Below are 20431 nucleotides of genomic sequence, written 5' to 3'. Positions count from 1 at the left end.
GCCTTATTCGTTGATACGGTATATCTGAATGGACCCCAGCGTCGTCACTAGTTTCATACACCGTGTTTCAACTGGTTGCGGCTGTTTGTCGAACACGATGTATTTCACGTTGAGCTGTTTGAAGCGGGGCGAACACGGGTCCATAGCCACCACGTAGCCGTCTTCAAACGTATTCTGAATGATAACGGAGTCTTTTCCGTCGATGTACGAATTATAGATCGTATGGGCGTAGCGGTTATAGGCCGAGTCGCGCTTCATGGTCGGGTCCAGTACCTTCAACGTAGTACGGGGCGGAATGTATTTCACCCCGCTCAGCAAATCGACCCCGGTAGCGGTTATCAGGTAGGAGACAAACTGTCCGCCAAACACAGCCCATTTCCCGGCCGGGTCCTGTTTGTGAATATCCTGAACGGTGCGGTACAGCACATGATCCGTTATAGGCGTCAAGCCTTTCGAGACGGGGTTGAGCCGCAGGTTGGGCAGCAGGAACACCAGAATACCGGCGCCAAACATCAGATTCCGGTAAGCCGGTTGCCAGGTAAACAGCAGCAGCGAACCCAGAACCGTGAAAAACACAATCGGTATGATGAGTTGGTTTAGCCTGAAAAAACCAGCCGAATCAGCTACGTTCAGGTTAGCCGCGTAGATCATGAAGCCCAGCACCGCAGCTATGCCTGCGCCGGTATATACCTTATTCTGCTTGATATCGATAGTCGTCAGATAATGCAGATACAGAACCGTAAGTAACACATTACCAATACCAAACGGAATTTGTGTACGGCGGGTAGGACTCATGTTCAGAAGGGTAAGTTTAGCCAGCCATTCAGGAAATCCGACTTCGATCCAGACATACCCAATTACGACAAACACACTCAGGAGCAACACGGTCCAGTCGATCTTCCGGCTCATAGCAAAAGCCACGAGCGATAAGGGAATAATCAGGGGCGCGAAGGTGATATAATGAGACAACTCGCAGTGATTGAGCCAGTTAGACGGAAATTTCGTATCTTCGATCTGCCAGCGGAAAAACTCCGAGAACCAGTTGGCAACAAAACCCGTTCCGCCCAACTCACTACGCTTGCCCGGATAAACGGTATTCATAATGGCATTGAGCGTTGGCTTCACGTCAACGTAGAACGCCCAGAAAGCCAGGCCCAGCACAGCCAGCGACAGCAGTCCACCGGTCAGTTTCACCGGCCAGTTGCTGAAAAGCCGTTTTACATCCCAGTTGTTTATGAAATAACCGATCAGCAGAAAGAGCAGCACATACCCCAGCGGTACCTGATAGGGCGGGTACAGGATCAGGGCGTAGACCATCAGCAGCCAGGCCAGCGCTACCGACGCCACCAGCACCTGAGTTCGATTTTTGCCGTAAAGCAGGTAAACCGTAGCTACGAAGATAAAGCTGGTGCCGGCAATGAGCGGAGCAGGAATAAACGACCAGGATACTGTTCCGGACGAATAAAAAAGCCATATACTGCCAAATATGGAGAGCCAGAAATTATTGCGGGTCAGCAGCAACAGCATCAGCGTAGCCCCGACAATAGCCATAAAAGCCCGTGAGTTATAGAGCCACGCGTAAGCCTGGTCAATAGGCAAAACGAAGAAACCCCAGTGGTCGGGCCGGAAAATCTCGCTGAAATGATGGGTTGGCGTCACCAGAATGGGTGCGTGCTCCCCCCCTATCGTTTCATTGACTGTAGGAAACCCTTTGTTGGCCTGCGATAAAATCCAGGGTGTTCCTACCGCGTAATCATCCATCCGGATCCGGCGCGGCTGGCCGGAAATGAGCCCCCGCTTCGGATTGCTCCCGTCGGGCATCAGGTCATTCCACATGGCCAGTGAAATGGGATGAATTTTAGCCAGCGTGATCAACACGAACAGGGCTGCGCAAAGGCCCAGGTACCATTTCAACCGCTTGTCGAAGCGGATCAGTTCAAACGGACGGCTGGTGTCAGACAGGGCCTGAGCAACGGCTGGCCCAACAAGTTCTGAACGGACCCCTGCGGATTGTACGGGTGATGGTGGCTGGGCAGGTCGGCTGGGCGAAGGCGTTGCCGGTCCACCGGGCGACCCTTTCCTTTTTTTCGACATGAGAGGCTACGGAAGGATTATTGTACGGGTTGAGCGATAACGGTAGTTACGCAAAAATCAAAACTACTAATACCGTGCCAGTTCTACCAGCTACGGGTTGTCTGTTTACAAATTTACCTAATTTGCCCGCATGAAGAAGGCTATTGTCCGGCAGATCATCCCGATTGGATTGGCCATCGGACTGCTGTGGTACGTGCTGGACGGCATTCCGCTTACCGATCTGGCGGCTCAGTTCCGGCAGGCCGACAGTCGATGGCTGGCCCTGGCGGGCGCGCTGATTGTAGGGTTTTACCTGCTCCGGGCGGCCCGCTGGCAACTGACACTCCAGGCGCTGGGCTACCGGCCAACGTTGTTCCGAACAGCCGTAGCCCTGCTGGCGGGGGCCATGGCGAGTATGATCATTCCCGGCGCGGGTGAGCTGACCCGGTGCGGCACCCTTCAACGCACCGACGGCATACCCCTGGCGCAGGGGATCGGGTCGGTAGTTGCCGAGCGCGTTATCGATATTCTCATGCTGGGTGTACTCATCGGCCTCACCTTGTTACTCGAGTTCAACCGGGCAGGCCAGTATCTGCTCGATCTGCTGGGGCCGTCACTCACCCGCGTTTCCATCCGAACCGACACGGGCCTGTGGGTGGGGTTGGGCGTACTGACGGGGCTGGTTGCAGCGGGCCTGGTTTACTGGCTGGCCCGAACGCCGGCCATACGGCAGCATTGGCTGACGGCCCGGCTGCTGGGCGTTGGCCGCTCCGTGGGGCAGGGTTTCCTGGGCATTCGCCGGCTCCGGCAGCCGGGTTTGTTCATCGGCCTGACGGTACTCAGCTACGTCCTGATCGGGTCGGTTACCTACGTCCTCTTCCTGGCCTCCGCCCGAACCAGCGCCCTGCCGCCCACCGCAGCCCTGACTATCCTGACGGTTAGCTCGCTCGGCGGACTGGCCGTACCGACGCAGGGCGGACTCGGCACCTATCATTTTCTGGTTAGCCGGGTGCTGATGCTCTATGGCCTGAACGAGCCTGAGGGCGTTATCGTCGCTACATTTATTCATGCTGTTCAGATCGGGTACTCCCTCCTGCTCAGTGGCATCAGCTTCCTGATTGTGCCGATACTCATACAAACCCGCCCGCAGACCAATGGACTGGAAGGCTAAGAAAACAGCGGGCTTACCGGCGGGTGTCCCTATTTGTCGGCGCTCCGTCGTATATTGAAGCCATATTTTTCAACCAATCCGTTCAATGACCATTCAACAACTAACGCTGGCAGCGGGCCTGATTAGCCTGCCGCTGGCGAGTATGGCGCAGGAAAAGTTTGCCACGACCATTACGGCGGCTGACCTCGAAAAACACCTCCGCATTCTGGCGGCCGACGATATGGAAGGCCGCGAAACCGGCACCCGCGGTCAGCGCAAAGCCGCCGAGTACATTGCCGGTCAGTTTGCTGCCCTGGGGCTGAAACCCCTCGTCAAAACCGAAAGCGGTAAACTCGACTACCAGCAGCCGTATACGCTCTACAAAAAATCATGGGGCGACCTGTACGTCAGCGCCGGTGGCAAACGGTTCGAGTCCCTGAAAGACTTCATGCCCAACGGCCTGCTGTACCTCCCGACCGAAACCAGCTACGAAACCGTGCTGGCCGGCTACGGCATCAGCGACACCAACTACGACGACTACGCGGGGAAGGACGTAAAAGGCAAAGCCGTTGTCATTTTCGACGACGAACCTAAAGCCAGCGACGGCAAACGCCTGATCAGCGGCACCACCGATGCCTCCAAATGGGGTGGCCCCAACGGCTGGCGGGCCAAGAGTCTGCTGGCCAAAGAAAAAGGAGCGGCTCAGCTGTTCATCATCGCGGCTGAATCGGCCGACGCGTTCAAACAGCTGCTGGCCCAGCGCAGCGTCATGCAGAACCGCTTCAACCGGCTCAGCCTCAAACCCGGCGCCGAAAACGTAGGCTCGGTCGGCGTATTCCTGATCTCGTCCGACATGGGGGCTGCGCTGCTCAATACCTCGGCGGCTACCCTGACCCAGACCGCCACCCAGATCGCGCAGGCCCAGAAGCCCGTAGCCTCGTCGCTGGCGGGTACGGTAGCCGTCAAGGCCGACCGGGTCGATGAAAAAACCCAGGCCTCGAACGTACTGGGCTTTATTGAAGGCACCGACAAAAAAGACGAAGTGCTGATCATCTCGTCGCACTACGACCACATCGGTATCAGCGCCGACGGGCAGATCAACAACGGCGCCAACGACGACGGCTCAGGAACGGTATCGGTGCTGGAGATTGCGCAGGCGTTTGCCAAAGCCAAAGCCGCCGGTAAAGGCCCCCGCCGGTCGATCCTGTTCCTGACCGTATCGGGTGAGGAGAAAGGGCTGCTCGGCTCCGAATACTATGCCGACATGAGCCCCGTTATTCCGCTGGAAAAAACGGTCAGCGATCTGAACATCGATATGGTAGGCCGCGTCGATGATCTGCACCAGGGCAAGTCGGACAACTATATCTACGTAATCGGTTCCGACAAGCTCTCGTCAGACCTGCATAAAATCAGCGAGGAGACGAACAAGAAGTACATCGGTATGGAGCTGGATTATAAATACAACGATCCGAAAGACTCGCAGCGCATCTACTACCGCTCGGACCACTACAACTTCGCCAAGCACAAAATACCCATCATCTTCTATTTCAACGGCCTCCACGCCGACTACCACCGCCCCACGGACGACGTTGAGAAGATCGACTTCAAACTCGCCGAAAAGTCGGCCCGGCTCGTTTTCTATACCGCCTGGGACATCGCCAACCGCGACCAGCGCCTGGCCGTCGACAGCAACAAACAGTAAGTTTCAGGTAGTTGATCTGGTTATAAACCCTCGCTTTTGTCATTCCTGGGAATGACAAAAGCGAGTCTATTAAAGGGCATCGGGTATCCAAAGCTGGTGCAGACCCAATTGACCGAACCCGTTGTTTATCAGCCGTGAACACGTATCTTTATCAGAAACATTCTTCGTTCAGGTGAGTTACTGGCTATACTGACGAACGGGTATATCGGCTCGGTACAGGCTTACACCATTTATTCTATTCACAACATGAAACAACTACTGAACCACTCGCTTTGGGCCTGCCTTTTCCTGCTTAGCCCCCTACTCGCCCCAAGGGCTTATGGGCAGTCCGCCATTGACTTCGCCAGCGTCGACACGACCGAGACGCTGCGGAGTTGCCAGACCGTTTTGCGCGATTTTATAAAAGGCAGCAAAGCAACGGTTCTGATGGAGCAGCACTATACCCGCAAAGGAATAGCTCAGGCTTTTATCCCAATCCCATCTGGTCGAGGTACCAGTATCCCGGATATTTATGTTTTTTATTTTGTAGCCAAAGCCTCAGTCCTGTCAGCTCCCTGGCTAAATCTGTATTCCGTAGATCAGGACTTGGGTCGCCGAGCCGGCAGCTTCAGGATTACAAACGCCGTGGCGGTGAAGGATGGCTATATATTTCAGATCCGCCTTGACCGAGGGAGTGACGCTGTCTACCCGAGCCGGCTGGTTTCCAACGAGCTTCAGGTGGTTAGCTCAAACCCGGGCAGCCTGATCGCGTTTAGCCTTTAACGGGCTAACGCGAATTACGAGTAGATTCGCAAGTAAACAACTAGCTGTCAGCTACTTATTTTTATCATCCTTAACTCACGCTGGATTGCTCATTTACAGAGCACGATAGCAATGAGCAGGGCCAGCCGGATTGTCCGGCTGGCCCTGCTCATGTGGCTGAATACAAGTGCTGGCTAGTTTTTACCCCCACCTACTTTACTGGCTTTGGCGGGCTGGCCGGGCTGGGTGATTTCGAAGCCTTCTTTCTCCTTGGCGTCGGCAACGAGTTTGCGCACGTCGGCCAGGAGTTTTTTGGCGTCGTAGACCACCCCGTCTTTTACGGTATAGGTTACGCCCCCGACCCGCTCAACTTCGTTTTTGTCGTTGAGGTGAATGGCGCCGGTGCCATAGAGCGTTTTCAGGTTGGCCAGCGGGTTTTCTTTTACGATGACGAAATCGGCCAGTTTGCCAACCTCGACGGAACCGATCTGATCGGCCATACCCAGGGCTTCGGCCCCTTTGATCGTAGCGGCCCGAACTACTTCGAGCGGATGGAAACCAGCCTCGCGCAACAGCTCCAGCTCCCGGATGTAGGCGAACCCGTAGAGCTGGTAAATGAAGCCCGAGTCAGACCCCGTCGTCACGCGCCCGCCCCGGTTCTTGTACTCGTTGATAAACTCCATCCAGAGCTGGTAATTCTTTTTCCAGGCCACTTCCTGCTCGGTACCCCAGTTGTGCCAGTACGACCCGTGCGAGATGCGGCTGGGGCCGTAGAACCGCCACAGGCTGGGCAGGGTGTATTCTTCGTGCCACTCGGCGCGCCGGGCCAGCATCAGCTCCCGGTTGGCTTCGTAGATATTGAAGGTAGGATCGAGGGTGAAATCGAGGGCAATCAGCTCGTCCATGACCTTGTTCCAGCGCTCGGTGCCGGGTTTGGCGGCCTGCTGCCAGAGGTTACCCGCTTCCTCGAACCGGTTCTGCTCGTTGTTATAGTTGTAGGTGGCCGGGTAGTTCTGAACGGTGCGGTCGGCAAAGAGGGCTTCGGGCAGGCCGTACCAGTGCTCCATGCTGGTCAGCCCGGCTTTGGCGGTAGCCAGCACGTTCATCCGCGCCACTTCGAGCTGGGCGTGGTGACAGGCCGACCGCAGCCCCAGCTTTTTGTTCTCGTCGAGGGCGGCTTTGAAAACGGCCGGTTCGGCCCCGAAAAACTTGATACCGTCAGCTCCGCGCTGGGCGTTCTGCCGCACCCAGGCGCGGGCCTGCTCGGGCGTACTGATGGGGTCTTTGCTGCCCTGTCCAAATACGGTATAGGCCAGAATACGGGGGGCGGTGATCTCGTTGCGGCTGCTTTTGGCACGCTGGTCAAGTACCCAGTCGAGGCCGTTCCCGCAGCTCGGGTCGCGGATGGTGGTGATGCCGTGGCCGAGCCAGAGCTTAAACACATATTCGGCACTGGCCCCCTGCGCCTGCCCGCCAATATGGCCGTGCATGTCGATGAAGCCCGGCATCAGAAACATGCCGTCGCAGTTCAGTTCCTTATCGCCTGCGCTGGCCTGGGGGCGCGACTTAGGATCGATCGGCACGCCGGGGTAGCCCACCTGCCGGATCTGGGCAATCCGGTTTTTTTCGACCACAATATCGACCGGTCCAACGGGCGGGGCTCCGGTGCTGTTGATGAGCGTGACGCCCCGGATGATGAGCCGATTGTAGGGACCATCGCCCTCGGCGCGGGCCGGGGCTTTCGGAATCTGGGCCATGGCGACCTGACACCAGACCGCCAGCAGGATGGAAAGAGCCGTAAAACGTGAATGCATGGAGGGAATATCGGTTGGGTAAACAGTTGTAAGATAAGAGAAACTAGATGAATTTTGCGCGCTTGCCGGACCCGACGGTCCCATTCCCCCCATGAAACAGACGATCACCAAAAACTTTCTGCTCGTAGTCCTGGCCCTGGCGGTCGTATTTGCCTTTGCCATGAAAGCAACGGTTTTTCAGCAGAGCACCCCGGCCAGCGCGCCCCCCGCTGCCGCCCCGCCGAACCCGGCTTTTGCGGGCTACTGGTTTGCCGGCAAGGCCGAGCTGAACCACTACCGGCTCCAGCAGGCCCAATACGGCGTACTGAACCCCGGCGAAGCGGTCCTGATTTTCGTGACCGAGGATTTTCGGACCGACAAACAGGTTAAAGCCGAAACCGACGAGAGCCGCGACAAAGCCATTCCGGTGCTGAAAACAAACATCAGCAAGAAGTTTGTGACGGGCATCTATGACTACTCGCTGTTTACGTCTGTCTTCACCCCCATCAACAACCCATCGTTCCCCAACACGCTGAAGGTGAGCACCTCGGCGCAGGAATGGTGTGGCCACAGCTACCTCCAGGCCAACTACCGCAACAACGGCTACGAGATCAGCGGGAAGTCGTACTTCGAGAAAGAAGTCGACGAAGCCTATACCATCGACAAAGTGTGGTTCGAAGATGAACTCTGGAACCGTATTCGGCTGAATCCGGATAAGCTGCCGACGGGTGAGGTGCGCCTGGTACCGGGTACGATGACCGCCCGGCTGCGCCATACGACCCTGGAACCACTGCTGGCCAAAACCAAAGTCGATGCCTACGAAGGAGTGCTGTATCCGGGCAAACTGCTCAGGGCCTATACCATCCAGTATCCCACCGACGACCGCACCCTGATGATCGTTTTCGAGAGCACGTTTCCCCACAAAATCGTTGGCTGGGAAGAGACCTACCGGAGCAAAGATGCGCTGCTCACCTCACGCGCCGTTCTAACAAAAACCATTCAAAACGATTATTGGAAACATAACGCCCCCGCCGACAGTACGTTGCGGGCCGAGTTGATGAAATAATTTTTCAGTACGGTACGCGTTGATGTCATCAGGCACTGCCGAACGCGTACTTGCTGAGTAACGGGCACAAGCCACCCCATTCGCCATGAAATCGAATCTTGTCTTACTGGTTGTTCTGCTGATCGTCTGCGCCTGCTCGTCGTCTACCGACACGGCCACCCAGACCGGAACGCCAACCTATACGCTTATTTTTATCGATAAGACCCGAAGCGTAAACGTGAACAAAACGTTTGTGGCCCAGAAGTACCAGCAGGCCATCAACGACATCGTGGATCAGAATATCCAGCAGAAGGGCGATCAGCTCGACGTGTATTTCATTCACGAAAATACCAGCAAAGCCCGCGCCCTGAACGTTACCGCCCAGACCGAGCGCGAAGATGTCAGCTCGGCCAGCCCCACCGACCGCGAAGCCGCCGAAACCGAGTTCGGGCTGCTGCTGGGCCGCGAACGAACCCGGATCAAACAACAGGTGCTGCAGCAGCTGATGGCGCAGAACTCGGGGGCATCGAACCAGGAAACCGACATCTGGGCCAGCCTGCCCGTTATCCAGAAAGCCAACGAAACCGGTCTCTCGGTGAAGGTGTACTACCTGAGCGATATGATCGAGAGCGTAAAAGGATCCGACCGGCGCGACTTCCAGAAAGTCCCCCCGCGCGACAACGCCCAGGCCGAGGAGTGGGCCAAAGCCGACGCGGAGAAGCTAAAGCGTTACACCATCGGCTCGCCCACCATTACGATGATGCTCCCTTTCGAGCCCAACGCATCGGTGCGCGAGAACAACCCGGCCGTAACGCAGTACTGGCAAACCCTCTTCGCCGAACTGGGTGCCGGTAACGTATCCGAAGACTAATCACCAGCATACGCCTACTACCTGTACGAAGGGTCGGGATCACGGATTCCGACCTTTTTTTGCGCCACAATAACCGACTGTTGTTCAGGCAGATACAATCACTGGCAGCCACATTTTGTCATCCCGACGAAGGAGGAATCCTGAGTTCAGCGTATCCACGGTACATGAAAAATCGAGATCCCTCCTTCGTCGGGATGACAAACAGGGCAGTTGGTTTCGTAGCTAACAAATTAGTTTAAGTAATTCTTTACTGTTAATTGCCTGATTAAAAGTACCTTATTAAAAACATCTATTTTTATTTATTCTAATTAATACGGACTTAAACCTGAGCACTATTACCTTTGCATTGTTTCGAATCAATCTAAACAAGCAATGCATTTCATCGTATATATACTTAGCGTTCTCCTTTTTTGCACGTCTTCCTTTGCCAGCGTCCCGTCGATACCGCCCGCGCCCCGGACCGACTCGCAGCCGGGTGGCGCCCTGACCGGCACCGTACTGGACCGCGAGGGCTTGCCCGCCGAAGGCCTGTCGGTTCGGCTCAAAGGTACCGTTCGGGGGGTTCTGACAAACGCGCAGGGCCGCTTCTCGTTTCAGAACCTGCCCGAGGGTACTTATACCGTTCTGGTGTCGGGAGTCGGTATTGAAACCCGTGAACAGACCCTCAATGTACGTCGGCGCGAGACCACTACGGCGCAGTTTGCCATCAGCGAGAGCCTTCAGCAGCTGGCCGAGATAAAGATCGTAGCGGCCCGCGGCCTCCGCGAACGCGAAACCCTGCCCGACGTAAGCGCTACCGCCATTTTTGCCGGCAAAAAAACCGAAGTCGTCAACCTGAGCGCCCTCGACGCGAACCTGGTTACCAACAATACCCGCCAGATTTTCAGCAAAACACCGGGCGTAACGGTCTGGGAAAACGACGGGTCGGGCGTACAGGTCGGCGTGGCCGTACGCGGTCTGAGCCCGAACCGGTCCTGGGAGTTCAACGTCCGGCAGAACGGTGTAGACATCAGCTCCGACCCGTTTGGCTACCCCGAAGCGTATTATAACCCGCCCATGGAAGCCGTTGACCGCATCGAACTGGTACGGGGTGGCGCGTCGCTGCAGTATGGTCCGCAGTTTGGTGGCCTCCTGAACTACGTACTCAAACCAGCCGCACAGGACAAACCGTTCAGTCTGGAAACGCAGCAAACCGTTGGCAGCTACGGCCTTTTCTCGACCTACAACCGCATCAGCGGTACCGCCGGGCGGTTTCAGTACAACGCCTACGTGCACTACCGGCAGGCCGATGGCTGGCGCGAAAACAGCCGCTATTCCATCTTCAATGGCTATGCGTCGCTGTCGTATGCCGTTACCAACCGCCTGCGCCTGACTGCCGAACTGACCCGGATGTATAACGAGAGCCAGCAGCCGGGGGGTCTCACCGACAGCCAGTTTCAGCAGAACGCCCGCCAGAGCAGCCGCAGCCGCAACTGGTTCAGCACCCCCTGGACCGTACCGACCCTCAAGGCCGAATACGCCTTCAGCGACCAGACCCGCCTGACGGCTACCGTACACGGCCTCATAGCCGGCCGGAACAGCATTGGCTTCACCTCCGCCATAACAACGCCCGACCTGATCGGTATAACCGGCCAGTACGCCAACCGCCAGATCGACCGCGACACCTATACAAACTGGGGCAGCGAACTCCGGCTCCTGACCGGTTACCGGCTCCTGGGTCGACAGCACACCCTCTCGACCGGCGTCAAGTATTTCGACGGGCACACCCAGCGGCAGCAGCAGGGCCGGGGCGACGCCGGTAACGATTTCAACCTCAACCTCCAGACCGATCGCTTTCCCCGCGATCTGAGCCTGTCGGTAACCAACGTAGCCGCGTTTGCCGAGAACCTCTTCCGGATCACCGACCGCTGGACCGTAACCCCAGGCCTGCGCCTGGAATCGCTGCAAAACGACATTTCGGGTCGGTTCAGCCTCAACGCCAACGGCACCGAAAACCGGGTTGCCCAGCAGAGCAGCCGGCAGTTCGTGCTGGCCGGTATCGGTACGGACTATAAACTGGCGGGTTCGCTCAGCCTCTATGGCAATGCCTCCCAGGCTTACCGGCCGGTCTTGTTTTCGGACCTGACGCCAGCCGCCGTTACCGACTTCGTAGTCGACGAAAACCTGCGCGATGCCCGTGGCTACTCGGTAGATGCCGGTATACGCGGCTCGGTCCGGAAATACCTGAACTTCGATATTGGCTATTTCTACCTCAACTACAACGACCGCATCGGTACGCTTACCCTGCTGAACGCGGCTGGCCGGCCCTACCAGTTCCGGACCAACCTGGGCCGCAGCGTGAGCCAGGGCGTTGAGGCTTATGTAGAGTTCGATCCGGTGGTCGCCTTCGCGGGTCGCTCGAAAGTGGGCTATCTGAGTTTGTTTGCCTCCGTTGGTTATACCGATGCCCGCTACCGTTCGCTTCGCAGCAGTACGGTTTCGAACGGGCAGGTAACCGAAACAAACCTGAACGATCGGAAAGTCGAGAACGCGCCTGCCTTTACGGGCCGGTTTGGGGCCAACTATACCTACCGAACCCTGACCGTAACCGCGCTGCTCAACCGCGTGGGCAGGGCCTACAGCGACGCCAACAACACCGAAACGGCCAGTGCCAACGCACAGACAGGGGTGATTCCGGCCTACCAGGTGATGGATCTGTCGGCATCGCTCATCCTGAAAAAACGGTATACCCTGCGCACGGGCGTCAATAACCTGACCGATGCGCGCTACTTCACCCGGCGGGCTGGTGGTTATCCAGGCCCCGGTATCCTGCCGGCCGACGGGCGAACAGGTTATGTATCGGTCGGCCTTCGGCTGTAAGACAAACGCGGGCTTCGACGGGGGTTATACGCTGAACTGGTAGCCCTCGTCGAAGCCCGAAAAATCGTTTTTCAGACAGTACGACCTGAGTGCCAGGCCATCGCCCTCGCGCCGGACGGCCAGGTAGTGAAAGAGCGGTTTGTACGTACCGGCCAGATCGGGCAGTCGACTCGGCGACATATTGAGCGGCTGGCGCAGGCCACCCCCTCCCCCGATCACCAGAAAGGTTTTTTCCTCGAACTCGTAGCGCTCGAACGCGTGCGAATGCCCGGTAATGAACAGCCGGGCTTTCTGAGAGCGGGTATAGGGCGGCACAAACCGCTGCTGCACCAGTTTGGACGACCCCACCAGTTTGCTGTTGGAGTAGGGCGCATGGTGGCAGGTTACGATCACAACCGCTACGGATGGGTCGGCGTCGAGGTCTTCGAGCGTCTGCTCGTACCAGGTCTGCTGCTTTACCAGATTGGCCACCGAGAGGGTGCTGAAGTTGGAATTGAGCATCACAACGGCCACATCGCCCGTTTTCTGGACATAGCCGGTAGGACTGTGATCAGGAAAGCGCTGCTGGAAGTTACGGGCTCCTTTGCGGGGGCGTCCCATCACGTCGTGATTCCCCATGATGGCATAGACCGCCGTGCCTACCTCGGTGCATTTGGCCAGAAAGGTATCAATGATGCGCCACTTGTCGTTGCGGTAGCCCAGGGATACGATGTCGCCCAGCCAGTACAGCACCGGCGGTTTCCGACGAATAATCTCGGTAAAAATGGTTTGGGTAGCTTTGGTATTCTGATGCGTTCGCAGCACCAGCCGCTCGACCCACATGGGGGCCTGGGTATCACTCAGAAAAAGAATATCATTCATAACGTACACGCCGGGCAACAGCCCGCCTTTAGAACAACGGGCTGGCTACCACGTAAACGCCCGCCAGACCGCCTGTAGCTGTAACGTAAAGACGGCATCGCTGGTTGCGGTAATGCTGTACCATTTCAGCTCGGTAGCAATCCGGAACCGACGCCCGATGGGCTGGGTATAGGCCCCGGCCGCCATCCAGCCGATACTCAGCCGGCTCGCGTTGACATCGCCCCGATACGACAGATCCGAGCGGATGATATACGTACCCGTACCGCCCGACACCGACAGCCGCCGGGCCAGACTGCGCTCGGTGCCGCTCAGCCACGCCAGCGGCATAGAAAACACAACCAGCACCGGAATGGTCGATACCGCCACCCGCGCCTGCTCCCCCGCAGCCGTAACGCGGTAATTGTACAACGGAACCAGGCCGCTCTCCAGCCCGATCCGAAGCCGGTGATCGGGGTGCCACATGAGCCGGACCGTGGCCGGTATACCCGACCGGTTAATGGCTACCTGGTCAACATCGGGCGGCACTCCGATAAACGCCGGGTAGTAGGATAGCCCTCCGCCCACCGTCAGCACCAGCGCGTAGGGATCGCGCCGGTTCGTTACCGAATCGGTCGTCGTACTGGTGGCTTGGGCGTGCGTTGTCCGGGAGGCTCCTGCAGCCGTCAGGAGCAGGAGGAATAGCCGTAGCCGCATCTGCTTATTGGTCCACATAATGATAATAGGCTACCAGGGGCGAATAGTTGGACAAAATACCATCGAAGTTGCTCTCCTGAATAAACTGTTCGATAAACTTGGGCTCATCGAGCGTCCAGACAAAGACGGTTCGGCCCTCGGCCTGCATGGCCCGAACCTGTTCGAGCTGCGGCCCCAGTGTCCAGCGAGGGGCCCAGATACGCGCGTCCAGACTGCGGGTAATGGCCGTATCCAGTTCGCTCAGCACCGGCGTGTTTTCTTTGTTGGCCAGCGCCCGGTACGCATCAGCCGCCTGGGTCGTGGGCAAACCAATCACGATCCGCAGGTCGCGCCGACTCGCAATGGCCCGCTGCCGAAACCGCTGCTGAATGGCCTGTACTTTATCCATAGGCCCGTCATACTTGGTGTCGAGCCAGACAAAATTCAGGGTTGTACTGGTCAGCACCGTCTCCAGCGCTTCTTCCAGCGTCGGTATTTTTTCGCCGTTGACCAGCCGCACGAGCGTGTTCAGCTGCTGGTAGGTGTATTCTTCTACCGGCCCTTCGAGCCCGTTTTTCTGGATCAGCCGCAGGTTCAGCAGGTTATCGTGGTACAGGATCGGTACGCCATCTTTGGTAAACTTGATGTCGATTTCGATGCCGGTGGCCCCCAGCCTCGACGCCAGCCGGATCATATTGAGGGAGTTTTCCGATACCGACAGCAGATCCGATGTGCGGCCACCGCTGCGATGCGCCAGAATAGCGAACGGACGTGGATTCAGCGGCCGGTTGTAGGTCAGGGTCAGGGGCTGGTCCGGACTGGCTGTACCCGTTCCGTATAAGCCCTCCAGCACCAGCGTATCGCCTACCGCCAGTGTGCCCGTAAACCGCTGCAGCTGCCCGTTCCGGCGCGTGCGCAGGGCCAGCCGGGCCAGGCCCGTATCGGTGTTGACCAGCTTGCGCCAGTAGCCCCTTACGACCAGACTATCGACGCTCCGATCATTCTCGAGGTTGAAAAAACCGGCTTCGTTGCCCGAAAAAATGGATAAATAGTGGGTAGTGTCGGCTCCGTTCAGTACGTAGGTCCATTTGAGCGCTACCTGCGCCCCAAACTCACCCACCCCGTCTGTCACCGTATAAACCCCCTCCATCGTTTGCCGCACCGGCGCCGTAAACCGCCCCGAGCCGGTCTGTCCGGAAAACTCGTAGGGAATCGGCGCTTCGTATTGCTCGCGGCAGGCCTGTAGCAACAGCCAGCTCAGGCCGCCGACCAGCAGGTAGTAAAACGGCTTCATAAAATAAATCCGAAGAAGAGTTGTGGATAAAAAAAGTCGCGTTCGAACGTGTCGTAGAGCGACCAGAACTGCCAGTTGAAATTAGAATAGGCCGCCCGCAGCCCCAGCGTTACGTGCTGCTGTTTATAGAAAGGCTGCTCCAGGGCAAACGTAAACGCCACGCCGTTGAGCCGTCGCTGGTCATACTCTACCGCCAGCGGCCCTACCGTTGACCGGTAATAGAGATCCATAATGGCTTCGGTACGAAAGGTCAGCTGCAGATCGCGCGTGAGCCGATAGCCTAGCGTTGCATGCGGAATGGCCTCCAGTCCACCCGCCTGGCTGTTGAATACATCTTTAATAGCCAGCGCCCCGAACCAGCCCACGCCGTCGATACCCAGCCCCGCGTAAAGTTTATCCGTAACGGGCGTGGCATAGCGTACGCCCAGGGCCAGGTTGCTTTGCACGAGCTGCGTTTGTAGCCGGGTGCTCAGGTACCAGTTCTTCGACAGCCCGTGTTGCAGGTTGACGTCGATGGCGGGTACCAGCAGCCGGATTTCTTCGGTGATTTCGGGGGGTGTAGAGGTAAAGATCAGCCCGATCGATTTGCGCCACTCACCGGGGCGGGGTGCCTGCGGGAAGTAGATACCCGGCTGGTAATCGGCGGGTGGCTCATACGGCCGGGCAGCCCGTTGGGCCAGGGCCACCGAGCCGCAGAACACCAGCCAGCCCAGTAACAGAGCCGACCCGCCGGATCGTAGGTGTAGAGTCATATCGAAAACGCTGAATGGAGGTTGACTACCATAACTGCCCGATGCAGGCATATGTTGTGGCCCCCGTCTGTCAGACCCGGCGCCACGCTCTATTCAGCGCGCTCTGGTACGATCTGATCCAGGAAAGGTAACGTTTCAGCGCAGACCGCTCCTAGCTGGTTTTTACCTGAACTAGTCCACTCAGCGAAGCAGCTTCTAATAGCGACCAGGCTTCCCGAAACGTGGCTGACTTGGGCTTTCGTTGTCTTTTAGCCGTTTCGACTAGATGTATTTCAGACCCGTAAGCGATAAAGCAGTGGACAGGAATGACGTAGAAGACGTGGAGTGAGTCGATATAAACGATTGCAAAGTCGAAATCCGTTGGCGAGTACGTATCCCGGATCATTTCGCGCCGGTTGGTTTTCGTTCTACGCGTATCAACTACGTAGTTACCCCGCTTATCGTCAAACCAGGCACTTTTAACCTGAATTTTGATCAATTGTCCATCTACATCGAACACCAGGTCATAGGGCAAGCGGTCTCCAATTGGTTTGCATACGCCCCATCCTTGCCGTAAGGCCTGTAAGATAGTAGCCTGTTCGGCAATATCGCCCTTTTGCTTTGTCAACATTACGTTTCTGTTTGGTTGACAAATAAAGCATAAGCAAAGAAAAACCCCACTGAAATTCAGTGGGGTTTCTTAGTAGCGGGAGCTGGACTCGAACCAGCGACCTTTGGGTTATGCATACCACTACAACTTTCGTTGCCTCCGAATTATCGGAGTTTGTAGTCTGGACTGTCTCTTCACCCTCGACTCTACGTTAGGGTGCCTACCATTCAGTCTCTACACCTTCCGGAACTTTCGCTCCGGCTTGGCTCGGGATTACCACACGAACGGCTTCCCCGAATTTGGCAGGTTAACATACCGGCGTTTCCCCCGGTACCGCCCAAGAGTTGACAAAGTCTGAATCTTTCCATTCGCCAGGCAACAATGTGCTTGCAACCTGAACTGACTCTGCAACTGCTGTTGTCATTGCTGACAACCTTAAGCCCAACGAGCTACCAACTGCTCCATCCCGCGATGTTTGGACTGCAAAAGTACGGCGACTTTCTGTAAATACAACTACCTTTGTTAAAAAAAAGTTTACGCCTTTCTGAAACGTTTCTTGAAAGGGGAAGGTTGGTTAGAGAAAGCTGCTGGTAATCAAGCCAGCGGGATCACCTCGTATGAGTACAGAGACTGTAGAAAATTTTCCGGCCGATCATAAGGCCGGCTTCGTCAGCATTGTGGGCAAACCCAATGTTGGCAAATCGACCCTGATGAACCAGCTCGTTGGCGAACGCCTGAGCATCATTACGGCCAAGGCCCAGACCACGCGTCACCGCATCATGGGCATCCTGAACGGTACCCACAACGGGCAGGAATTTCAACTCGTTTACTCCGACACGCCGGGCATCATCAAGCCGCAGTACAAACTGCATGAGTCGATGATGAGCTTCGTGCGCGGCTCGATCGAAGATGCTGATGTAGTCCTGTTCGTGACCGACATCTTTGAGCAGCATGACGAAAACGATGTCATAGCCCGACTCCAGAAATCAGACGTGCCCGTCCTGTTACTGATCAACAAAATTGATCAGGCTACCCAGCAGCAGGTTGAAGAGAAGATGACGTACTGGCAGGAGAACTTCAATGCGCAGGAGATTATGCCGATTTCGGCGCTGAACGGCTTCAACATCGACCGGGTGTTCGAAGGAATCATCAGCCGCCTGCCCCAGCACCCGCCCTACTTCCCCAAAGACGAACTGACCGATAAGCCCGAGCGGTTTTTTGCGTCGGAGATCATTCGCGAAAAGATATTCCTCAACTATAAGAAAGAGGTTCCGTACAGCAGCGAGGTGGTTATTATCGGTTTCAAGGAGAAAGAAGACATTATCGTTATCCAGTCCGAAATTCTGGTCGAACGGGCTACCCAGCGGGCTATTCTGCTGGGCGAAGGCGGTAAGATGATCAAGAAAACGGGTATCATGGCCCGCGAAGAACTCGAGCGGTTCTTCGGCAAAAAAGTATTCCTCGAACAATTCGTAAAAGTAGAACCCGACTGGCGTCAGAAAGAGCGTATGCTCAAGCGGCTGGGGTACGACGAATAGGATGAGCTAGGACTGATCAGTGCGGCCGCGTTCCTGCGACCCACTCGTTGCCGATTACTCATCATTCATCATTCAGAAAAATGGCTAATATCGTTGCTATTGTAGGACGCCCCAATGTGGGGAAGTCTACCTTTTTTAATCGCCTGATCGAAGAGCGGCAGGCTATCATGGATAACCAGTCGGGCGTAACGCGCGACCGGCATTACGGCACCGCCGAGTGGAACGGCAGCTACTTTACCGTTATCGACACGGGCGGCTATGTTGTCGGGTCTGACGACGTATTTGAAGAATCGATTCGGGAGCAGGTCCAGATTGCCATTCAGGAGTCGACCGTGCTGTTGTTTATGGTTGATACCCAGACCGGCATTACCGGCCTCGACGAAGATTTTGCGGACGTGCTGCGCCGGACCAAAAAACCGGTCTATGTCGTAGCCAACAAAGCCGAAACCTCAGACCGCTCGCAGGGAGCGGCCGAGTTTTACGCGTTGGGCCTGGGCGAGCCGTACCCGGTTTCGTCGATGACCGGCAGCGGGACCGGCGACCTGCTCGACGAAGTGGTCAAGCATTTTCAGGGGCCCGGTGTCGAAGATCCCGACGCCGGTATTCCGCGCATCGCTATTCTGGGTCGCCCCAACGTGGGTAAGTCGTCGTTCCTGAACGTGCTGACCGGGCAGGAGCGCAGCATCGTAACCGACATTGCCGGCACCACCCGCGACGCCATCAACACCCGCTACCGGGCTTACGGAAAAGATTTTATCCTGACCGACACGGCCGGTATCCGCCGGAAAGCGCGTATTCAGGACAATGTAGAGTTCTACTCCACCCTCCGGTCGCTCAAGGCCATGGAAGAGTCGGACGTTTGTATCATCATGCTCGATGCCACGCGGGGGCTCGAAGCGCAGGACCTCAACATCATTGGCCAGGCCGTGAAAGCCCGAAAAGGCGTAGTGATTATGGTCAACAAGTGGGACGCCGTCGAGAAAGACCACCGTACCGCCGATATTCTCCGGAAAGAGATGATTGCGCGGATGATGCCGATCGATTACCTGCCCATCATCTTTGCTTCAGTCCACGAAAAACAGCGCATTTTCCAGGTCATGGAAAAGGCCATGGAGGTCTACGAAAACAAGAGCAAACGGATTGCCACGTCGAAACTCAACGAAGCCATGCAACCCGAGATCGAAGCCTATCCGCCCCCGGCGCTGAAGGGTAAGCACGTCAAGATCAAATACATGCTACAGGTGCCGACGCCTTCGCCAACGTTCGTATTTTTCTGCAACCTGCCCCAGTACGTGCCCGAGTCGTACCAGCGCTTTCTGGAAAACAAGCTTCGCGCCCACTTCGATTTTGAGGGGGTACCGCTGACGCTGTTTTTCCGCCAGAAGTAACGGAGCCGGGTGCGCTGCCGCCGGCGCGGCCGGGCCATGTTCGTTTGTGTTACCCTGTTCCGAAGCCGACTTGTTTATCCGGTTCACGCATGTCTGTTCAACACAAAAGGGTCCGGCCGACCAGTACCAGCCGATCGTCATGGATCGGCTTTTTGCTGGTCTTTCTGTCGGCCTTCTGTTTTGCCTGTAAAGGTATCCTGATCAAGCTGGCCTATCAGTATTCGATCGATTCCATTTCGTTGCTGACGCTCCGGATGCTCTTTGCGCTGCCTTTCTACATAGGCATTGCTGTGCATCTGTCGCGTATGGCACCGGCCCCTTCGCTGTCGGGGCGGCAGTGGGGGTTACTGGCCATCCTGGGCATTACGGGATACTACCTCGCCAGCTTCTTCAACTTTCTGGGTCTGGTCTACATTACGGCCAGCCTGGAACGCATTCTGCTCTTCACCTACCCCACCTTCGTATTGCTGATGAATGCGCTGGGGTTTGGCCGGCGGGTAACCCGGCTTCAGCTGCTGGCTCTGTTACTGACCTACGCGGGTATCCTGGTCGCGTTTGTAGGCAACATTGAAACGACCCGGCAGACCAATGTGCTGCTGGGCGGGTTCTGGGTGGTGCTGAGCGGGCTGGTCTACGCTATCTACCTCGTAGGCAGCGATCGGGTCATTGTGGGCGTTGGTCCGCAGCGCTTTACCTGTTATGCGATGATGGCGGCTACGGTACCGACGGTGCTGCACTGCGCCCTGGAGAACGGGCTGCAGCTGGGCGGTTACCCCTGGCCCGTCTACGCGCTTGGGCTGGGCATGGGCATCTTCGTTACCGTAATCCCTACCTTTATGATGGCCGAAGGCATCAGGCGGGTCGGCTCCGGCAACACCTCCATCATTGGTAGCATAGGCCCTATTTTCACCATCGTTCTGTCAACCACTATCCTTCAGGAAAGAATAAGCTGGCAACAGATGGTGGGCACCTTACTGGTTTTGACCGGCGTTTTTCTGATTGGCTGGCGCGGCAATAAACCGGCTAACTGACTCACCTCTACGTTTGTGTATAACTATCATATTCGCCTAAGTATATAGTTGGGTAGTATACCTTTTAAAGAA

At 56.6% G+C, this 20431-nt stretch carries 16 protein-coding genes; 9 read left to right on the top strand and 7 right to left on the bottom strand.

The annotated features are described in order from the left end of the window. Positions 1–3: 3 nt before the first annotated feature. Entirely contained in the window at positions 4–2094 is a 2091-nt protein-coding gene (locus EQG79_RS23465) for a DUF7657 domain-containing protein (RefSeq protein WP_129604696.1), read from the bottom strand. A 130-nt stretch (positions 2095–2224) separates the two neighbouring features. On the opposite strand from EQG79_RS23465, the gene EQG79_RS23460 reads away from it, so the two are divergent. The 3 genes from EQG79_RS23460 to EQG79_RS23450 all read left to right on the top strand — a co-directional run bounded on the left by EQG79_RS23460 (position 2225) and on the right by EQG79_RS23450 (position 5687). Continuing rightward, complete coding sequence (locus EQG79_RS23460; RefSeq protein WP_129604692.1) at positions 2225–3244, top strand: lysylphosphatidylglycerol synthase transmembrane domain-containing protein; 1020 nt, start codon at positions 2225–2227, stop codon at positions 3242–3244. An 85-nt stretch (positions 3245–3329) separates the two neighbouring features. Continuing rightward, complete coding sequence (locus EQG79_RS23455) at positions 3330–4925, top strand: M28 family peptidase (RefSeq protein WP_129604689.1); 1596 nt, start codon at positions 3330–3332, stop codon at positions 4923–4925. A gap of 246 nt (positions 4926–5171) precedes the next feature. Next, entirely contained in the window at positions 5172–5687 is a 516-nt protein-coding gene (locus EQG79_RS23450) for a hypothetical protein (RefSeq protein ID WP_129604687.1), read from the top strand. Between the two features lie 173 nt (positions 5688–5860). Here the strand turns inward: EQG79_RS23450 and EQG79_RS23445 are convergent, their stop codons facing one another. Next, entirely contained in the window at positions 5861–7480 is a 1620-nt protein-coding gene (locus tag EQG79_RS23445) for an amidohydrolase family protein (protein ID WP_077922202.1), read from the bottom strand. Positions 7481–7571: 91 nt separating this feature from the next. Between EQG79_RS23445 and EQG79_RS23440 the strand changes: the two genes are divergently transcribed. The 3 genes from EQG79_RS23440 (at position 7572) to EQG79_RS23430 (ending at position 12234) form a co-directional block, all read left to right on the top strand. Then, the gene (locus tag EQG79_RS23440; RefSeq protein WP_129604684.1) at positions 7572–8525 is read left to right on the top strand and encodes a hypothetical protein; all 954 of its coding nucleotides are present in this window, start codon (positions 7572–7574) and stop codon (positions 8523–8525) included. Positions 8526–8610: 85 nt separating this feature from the next. After that, entirely contained in the window at positions 8611–9375 is a 765-nt protein-coding gene (locus EQG79_RS23435; protein WP_129604680.1) for a hypothetical protein, read from the top strand. 372 nt (positions 9376–9747) lie between these two features. Then, positions 9748–12234, top strand: coding sequence for a TonB-dependent receptor (locus EQG79_RS23430; RefSeq protein WP_129604678.1), 2487 nt, complete (start codon positions 9748–9750; stop codon positions 12232–12234). A gap of 24 nt (positions 12235–12258) precedes the next feature. Here the strand turns inward: EQG79_RS23430 and EQG79_RS23425 are convergent, their stop codons facing one another. From EQG79_RS23425 to EQG79_RS23405, 5 genes are all read right to left on the bottom strand, one after another. After that, entirely contained in the window at positions 12259–13095 is an 837-nt protein-coding gene (locus EQG79_RS23425) for a metallophosphoesterase family protein (RefSeq protein ID WP_129604675.1), read from the bottom strand. Positions 13096–13140: 45 nt separating this feature from the next. Then, entirely contained in the window at positions 13141–13806 is a 666-nt protein-coding gene (locus EQG79_RS23420) for a hypothetical protein (RefSeq protein WP_077922207.1), read from the bottom strand. Beyond that, positions 13793–15061 carry a glycerophosphodiester phosphodiesterase gene (locus EQG79_RS23415; protein WP_129604673.1) on the bottom strand — a complete coding sequence of 423 codons (1269 nt, stop codon included), beginning with the start codon at positions 15059–15061 and terminating at the stop codon, positions 13793–13795. The genes EQG79_RS23420 and EQG79_RS23415 overlap by 14 nt, the downstream gene beginning before the upstream one ends. Then, positions 15058–15813 (bottom strand): hypothetical protein, encoded by a 756-nt coding sequence (locus EQG79_RS23410; protein ID WP_240699434.1) that lies wholly within the window; start codon positions 15811–15813, stop codon positions 15058–15060. Before EQG79_RS23410 ends, EQG79_RS23415 begins: the two co-directional genes overlap by 4 nt. A gap of 151 nt (positions 15814–15964) precedes the next feature. Further along, positions 15965–16423, bottom strand: a complete 459-nt coding sequence (locus tag EQG79_RS23405; protein ID WP_129604671.1) for a group I intron-associated PD-(D/E)XK endonuclease — start codon at positions 16421–16423, stop codon at positions 15965–15967. Between the two features lie 596 nt (positions 16424–17019). On the opposite strand from EQG79_RS23405, the gene era reads away from it, so the two are divergent. The 3 genes from era to EQG79_RS23390 all read left to right on the top strand — a co-directional run bounded on the left by era (position 17020) and on the right by EQG79_RS23390 (position 20359). Further along, a complete protein-coding gene (gene era / locus EQG79_RS23400) occupies positions 17020–17940 on the top strand; it encodes a GTPase Era (RefSeq protein ID WP_077922210.1) in 921 nt (306 codons plus the stop codon). Positions 17941–18020: 80 nt separating this feature from the next. Next, on the top strand, positions 18021–19328 hold the full coding sequence (gene der, locus EQG79_RS23395; RefSeq protein ID WP_077922211.1) for a ribosome biogenesis GTPase Der: 1308 nt from the start codon (positions 18021–18023) through the stop codon (positions 19326–19328). A gap of 89 nt (positions 19329–19417) precedes the next feature. Then, positions 19418–20359 (top strand): DMT family transporter, encoded by a 942-nt coding sequence (locus tag EQG79_RS23390; RefSeq protein WP_129604668.1) that lies wholly within the window; start codon positions 19418–19420, stop codon positions 20357–20359. Positions 20360–20431: the final 72 nt, after the last annotated feature.

The organism is Spirosoma sordidisoli (assembly GCF_004138325.1).
GTDB lineage: Bacteria > Bacteroidota > Bacteroidia > Cytophagales > Spirosomataceae > Spirosoma > Spirosoma sordidisoli.
Note: the sequence above shows the minus strand (reverse complement) of the source record. Positions and strands in the feature narration are given on the sequence as shown.

Coding starts and splice junctions, on each gene's coding strand:
- EQG79_RS23405 (WP_129604671.1), bottom strand. CDS start 16,423: ATGTTGACAAAGCAAAAGGGCGATATTGCCGAACAGGCTACTATCTTA.
- EQG79_RS23415 (WP_129604673.1), bottom strand. CDS start 15,061: ATGAAGCCGTTTTACTACCTGCTGGTCGGCGGCCTGAGCTGGCTGTTG.
- era (WP_077922210.1), top strand. CDS start 17,020: ATGAGTACAGAGACTGTAGAAAATTTTCCGGCCGATCATAAGGCCGGC.
- EQG79_RS23420 (WP_077922207.1), bottom strand. CDS start 13,806: ATGTGGACCAATAAGCAGATGCGGCTACGGCTATTCCTCCTGCTCCTG.
- EQG79_RS23410 (WP_240699434.1), bottom strand. CDS start 15,813: ATGACTCTACACCTACGATCCGGCGGGTCGGCTCTGTTACTGGGCTGG.
- EQG79_RS23430 (WP_129604678.1), top strand. CDS start 9,748: ATGCATTTCATCGTATATATACTTAGCGTTCTCCTTTTTTGCACGTCT.
- EQG79_RS23460 (WP_129604692.1), top strand. CDS start 2,225: ATGAAGAAGGCTATTGTCCGGCAGATCATCCCGATTGGATTGGCCATC.
- EQG79_RS23450 (WP_129604687.1), top strand. CDS start 5,172: ATGAAACAACTACTGAACCACTCGCTTTGGGCCTGCCTTTTCCTGCTT.
- EQG79_RS23435 (WP_129604680.1), top strand. CDS start 8,611: ATGAAATCGAATCTTGTCTTACTGGTTGTTCTGCTGATCGTCTGCGCC.
- EQG79_RS23465 (WP_129604696.1), bottom strand. CDS start 2,094: ATGTCGAAAAAAAGGAAAGGGTCGCCCGGTGGACCGGCAACGCCTTCG.
- EQG79_RS23455 (WP_129604689.1), top strand. CDS start 3,330: ATGACCATTCAACAACTAACGCTGGCAGCGGGCCTGATTAGCCTGCCG.
- EQG79_RS23425 (WP_129604675.1), bottom strand. CDS start 13,095: ATGAATGATATTCTTTTTCTGAGTGATACCCAGGCCCCCATGTGGGTC.
- EQG79_RS23445 (WP_077922202.1), bottom strand. CDS start 7,480: ATGCATTCACGTTTTACGGCTCTTTCCATCCTGCTGGCGGTCTGGTGT.
- der (WP_077922211.1), top strand. CDS start 18,021: ATGGCTAATATCGTTGCTATTGTAGGACGCCCCAATGTGGGGAAGTCT.
- EQG79_RS23440 (WP_129604684.1), top strand. CDS start 7,572: ATGAAACAGACGATCACCAAAAACTTTCTGCTCGTAGTCCTGGCCCTG.
- EQG79_RS23390 (WP_129604668.1), top strand. CDS start 19,418: ATGTCTGTTCAACACAAAAGGGTCCGGCCGACCAGTACCAGCCGATCG.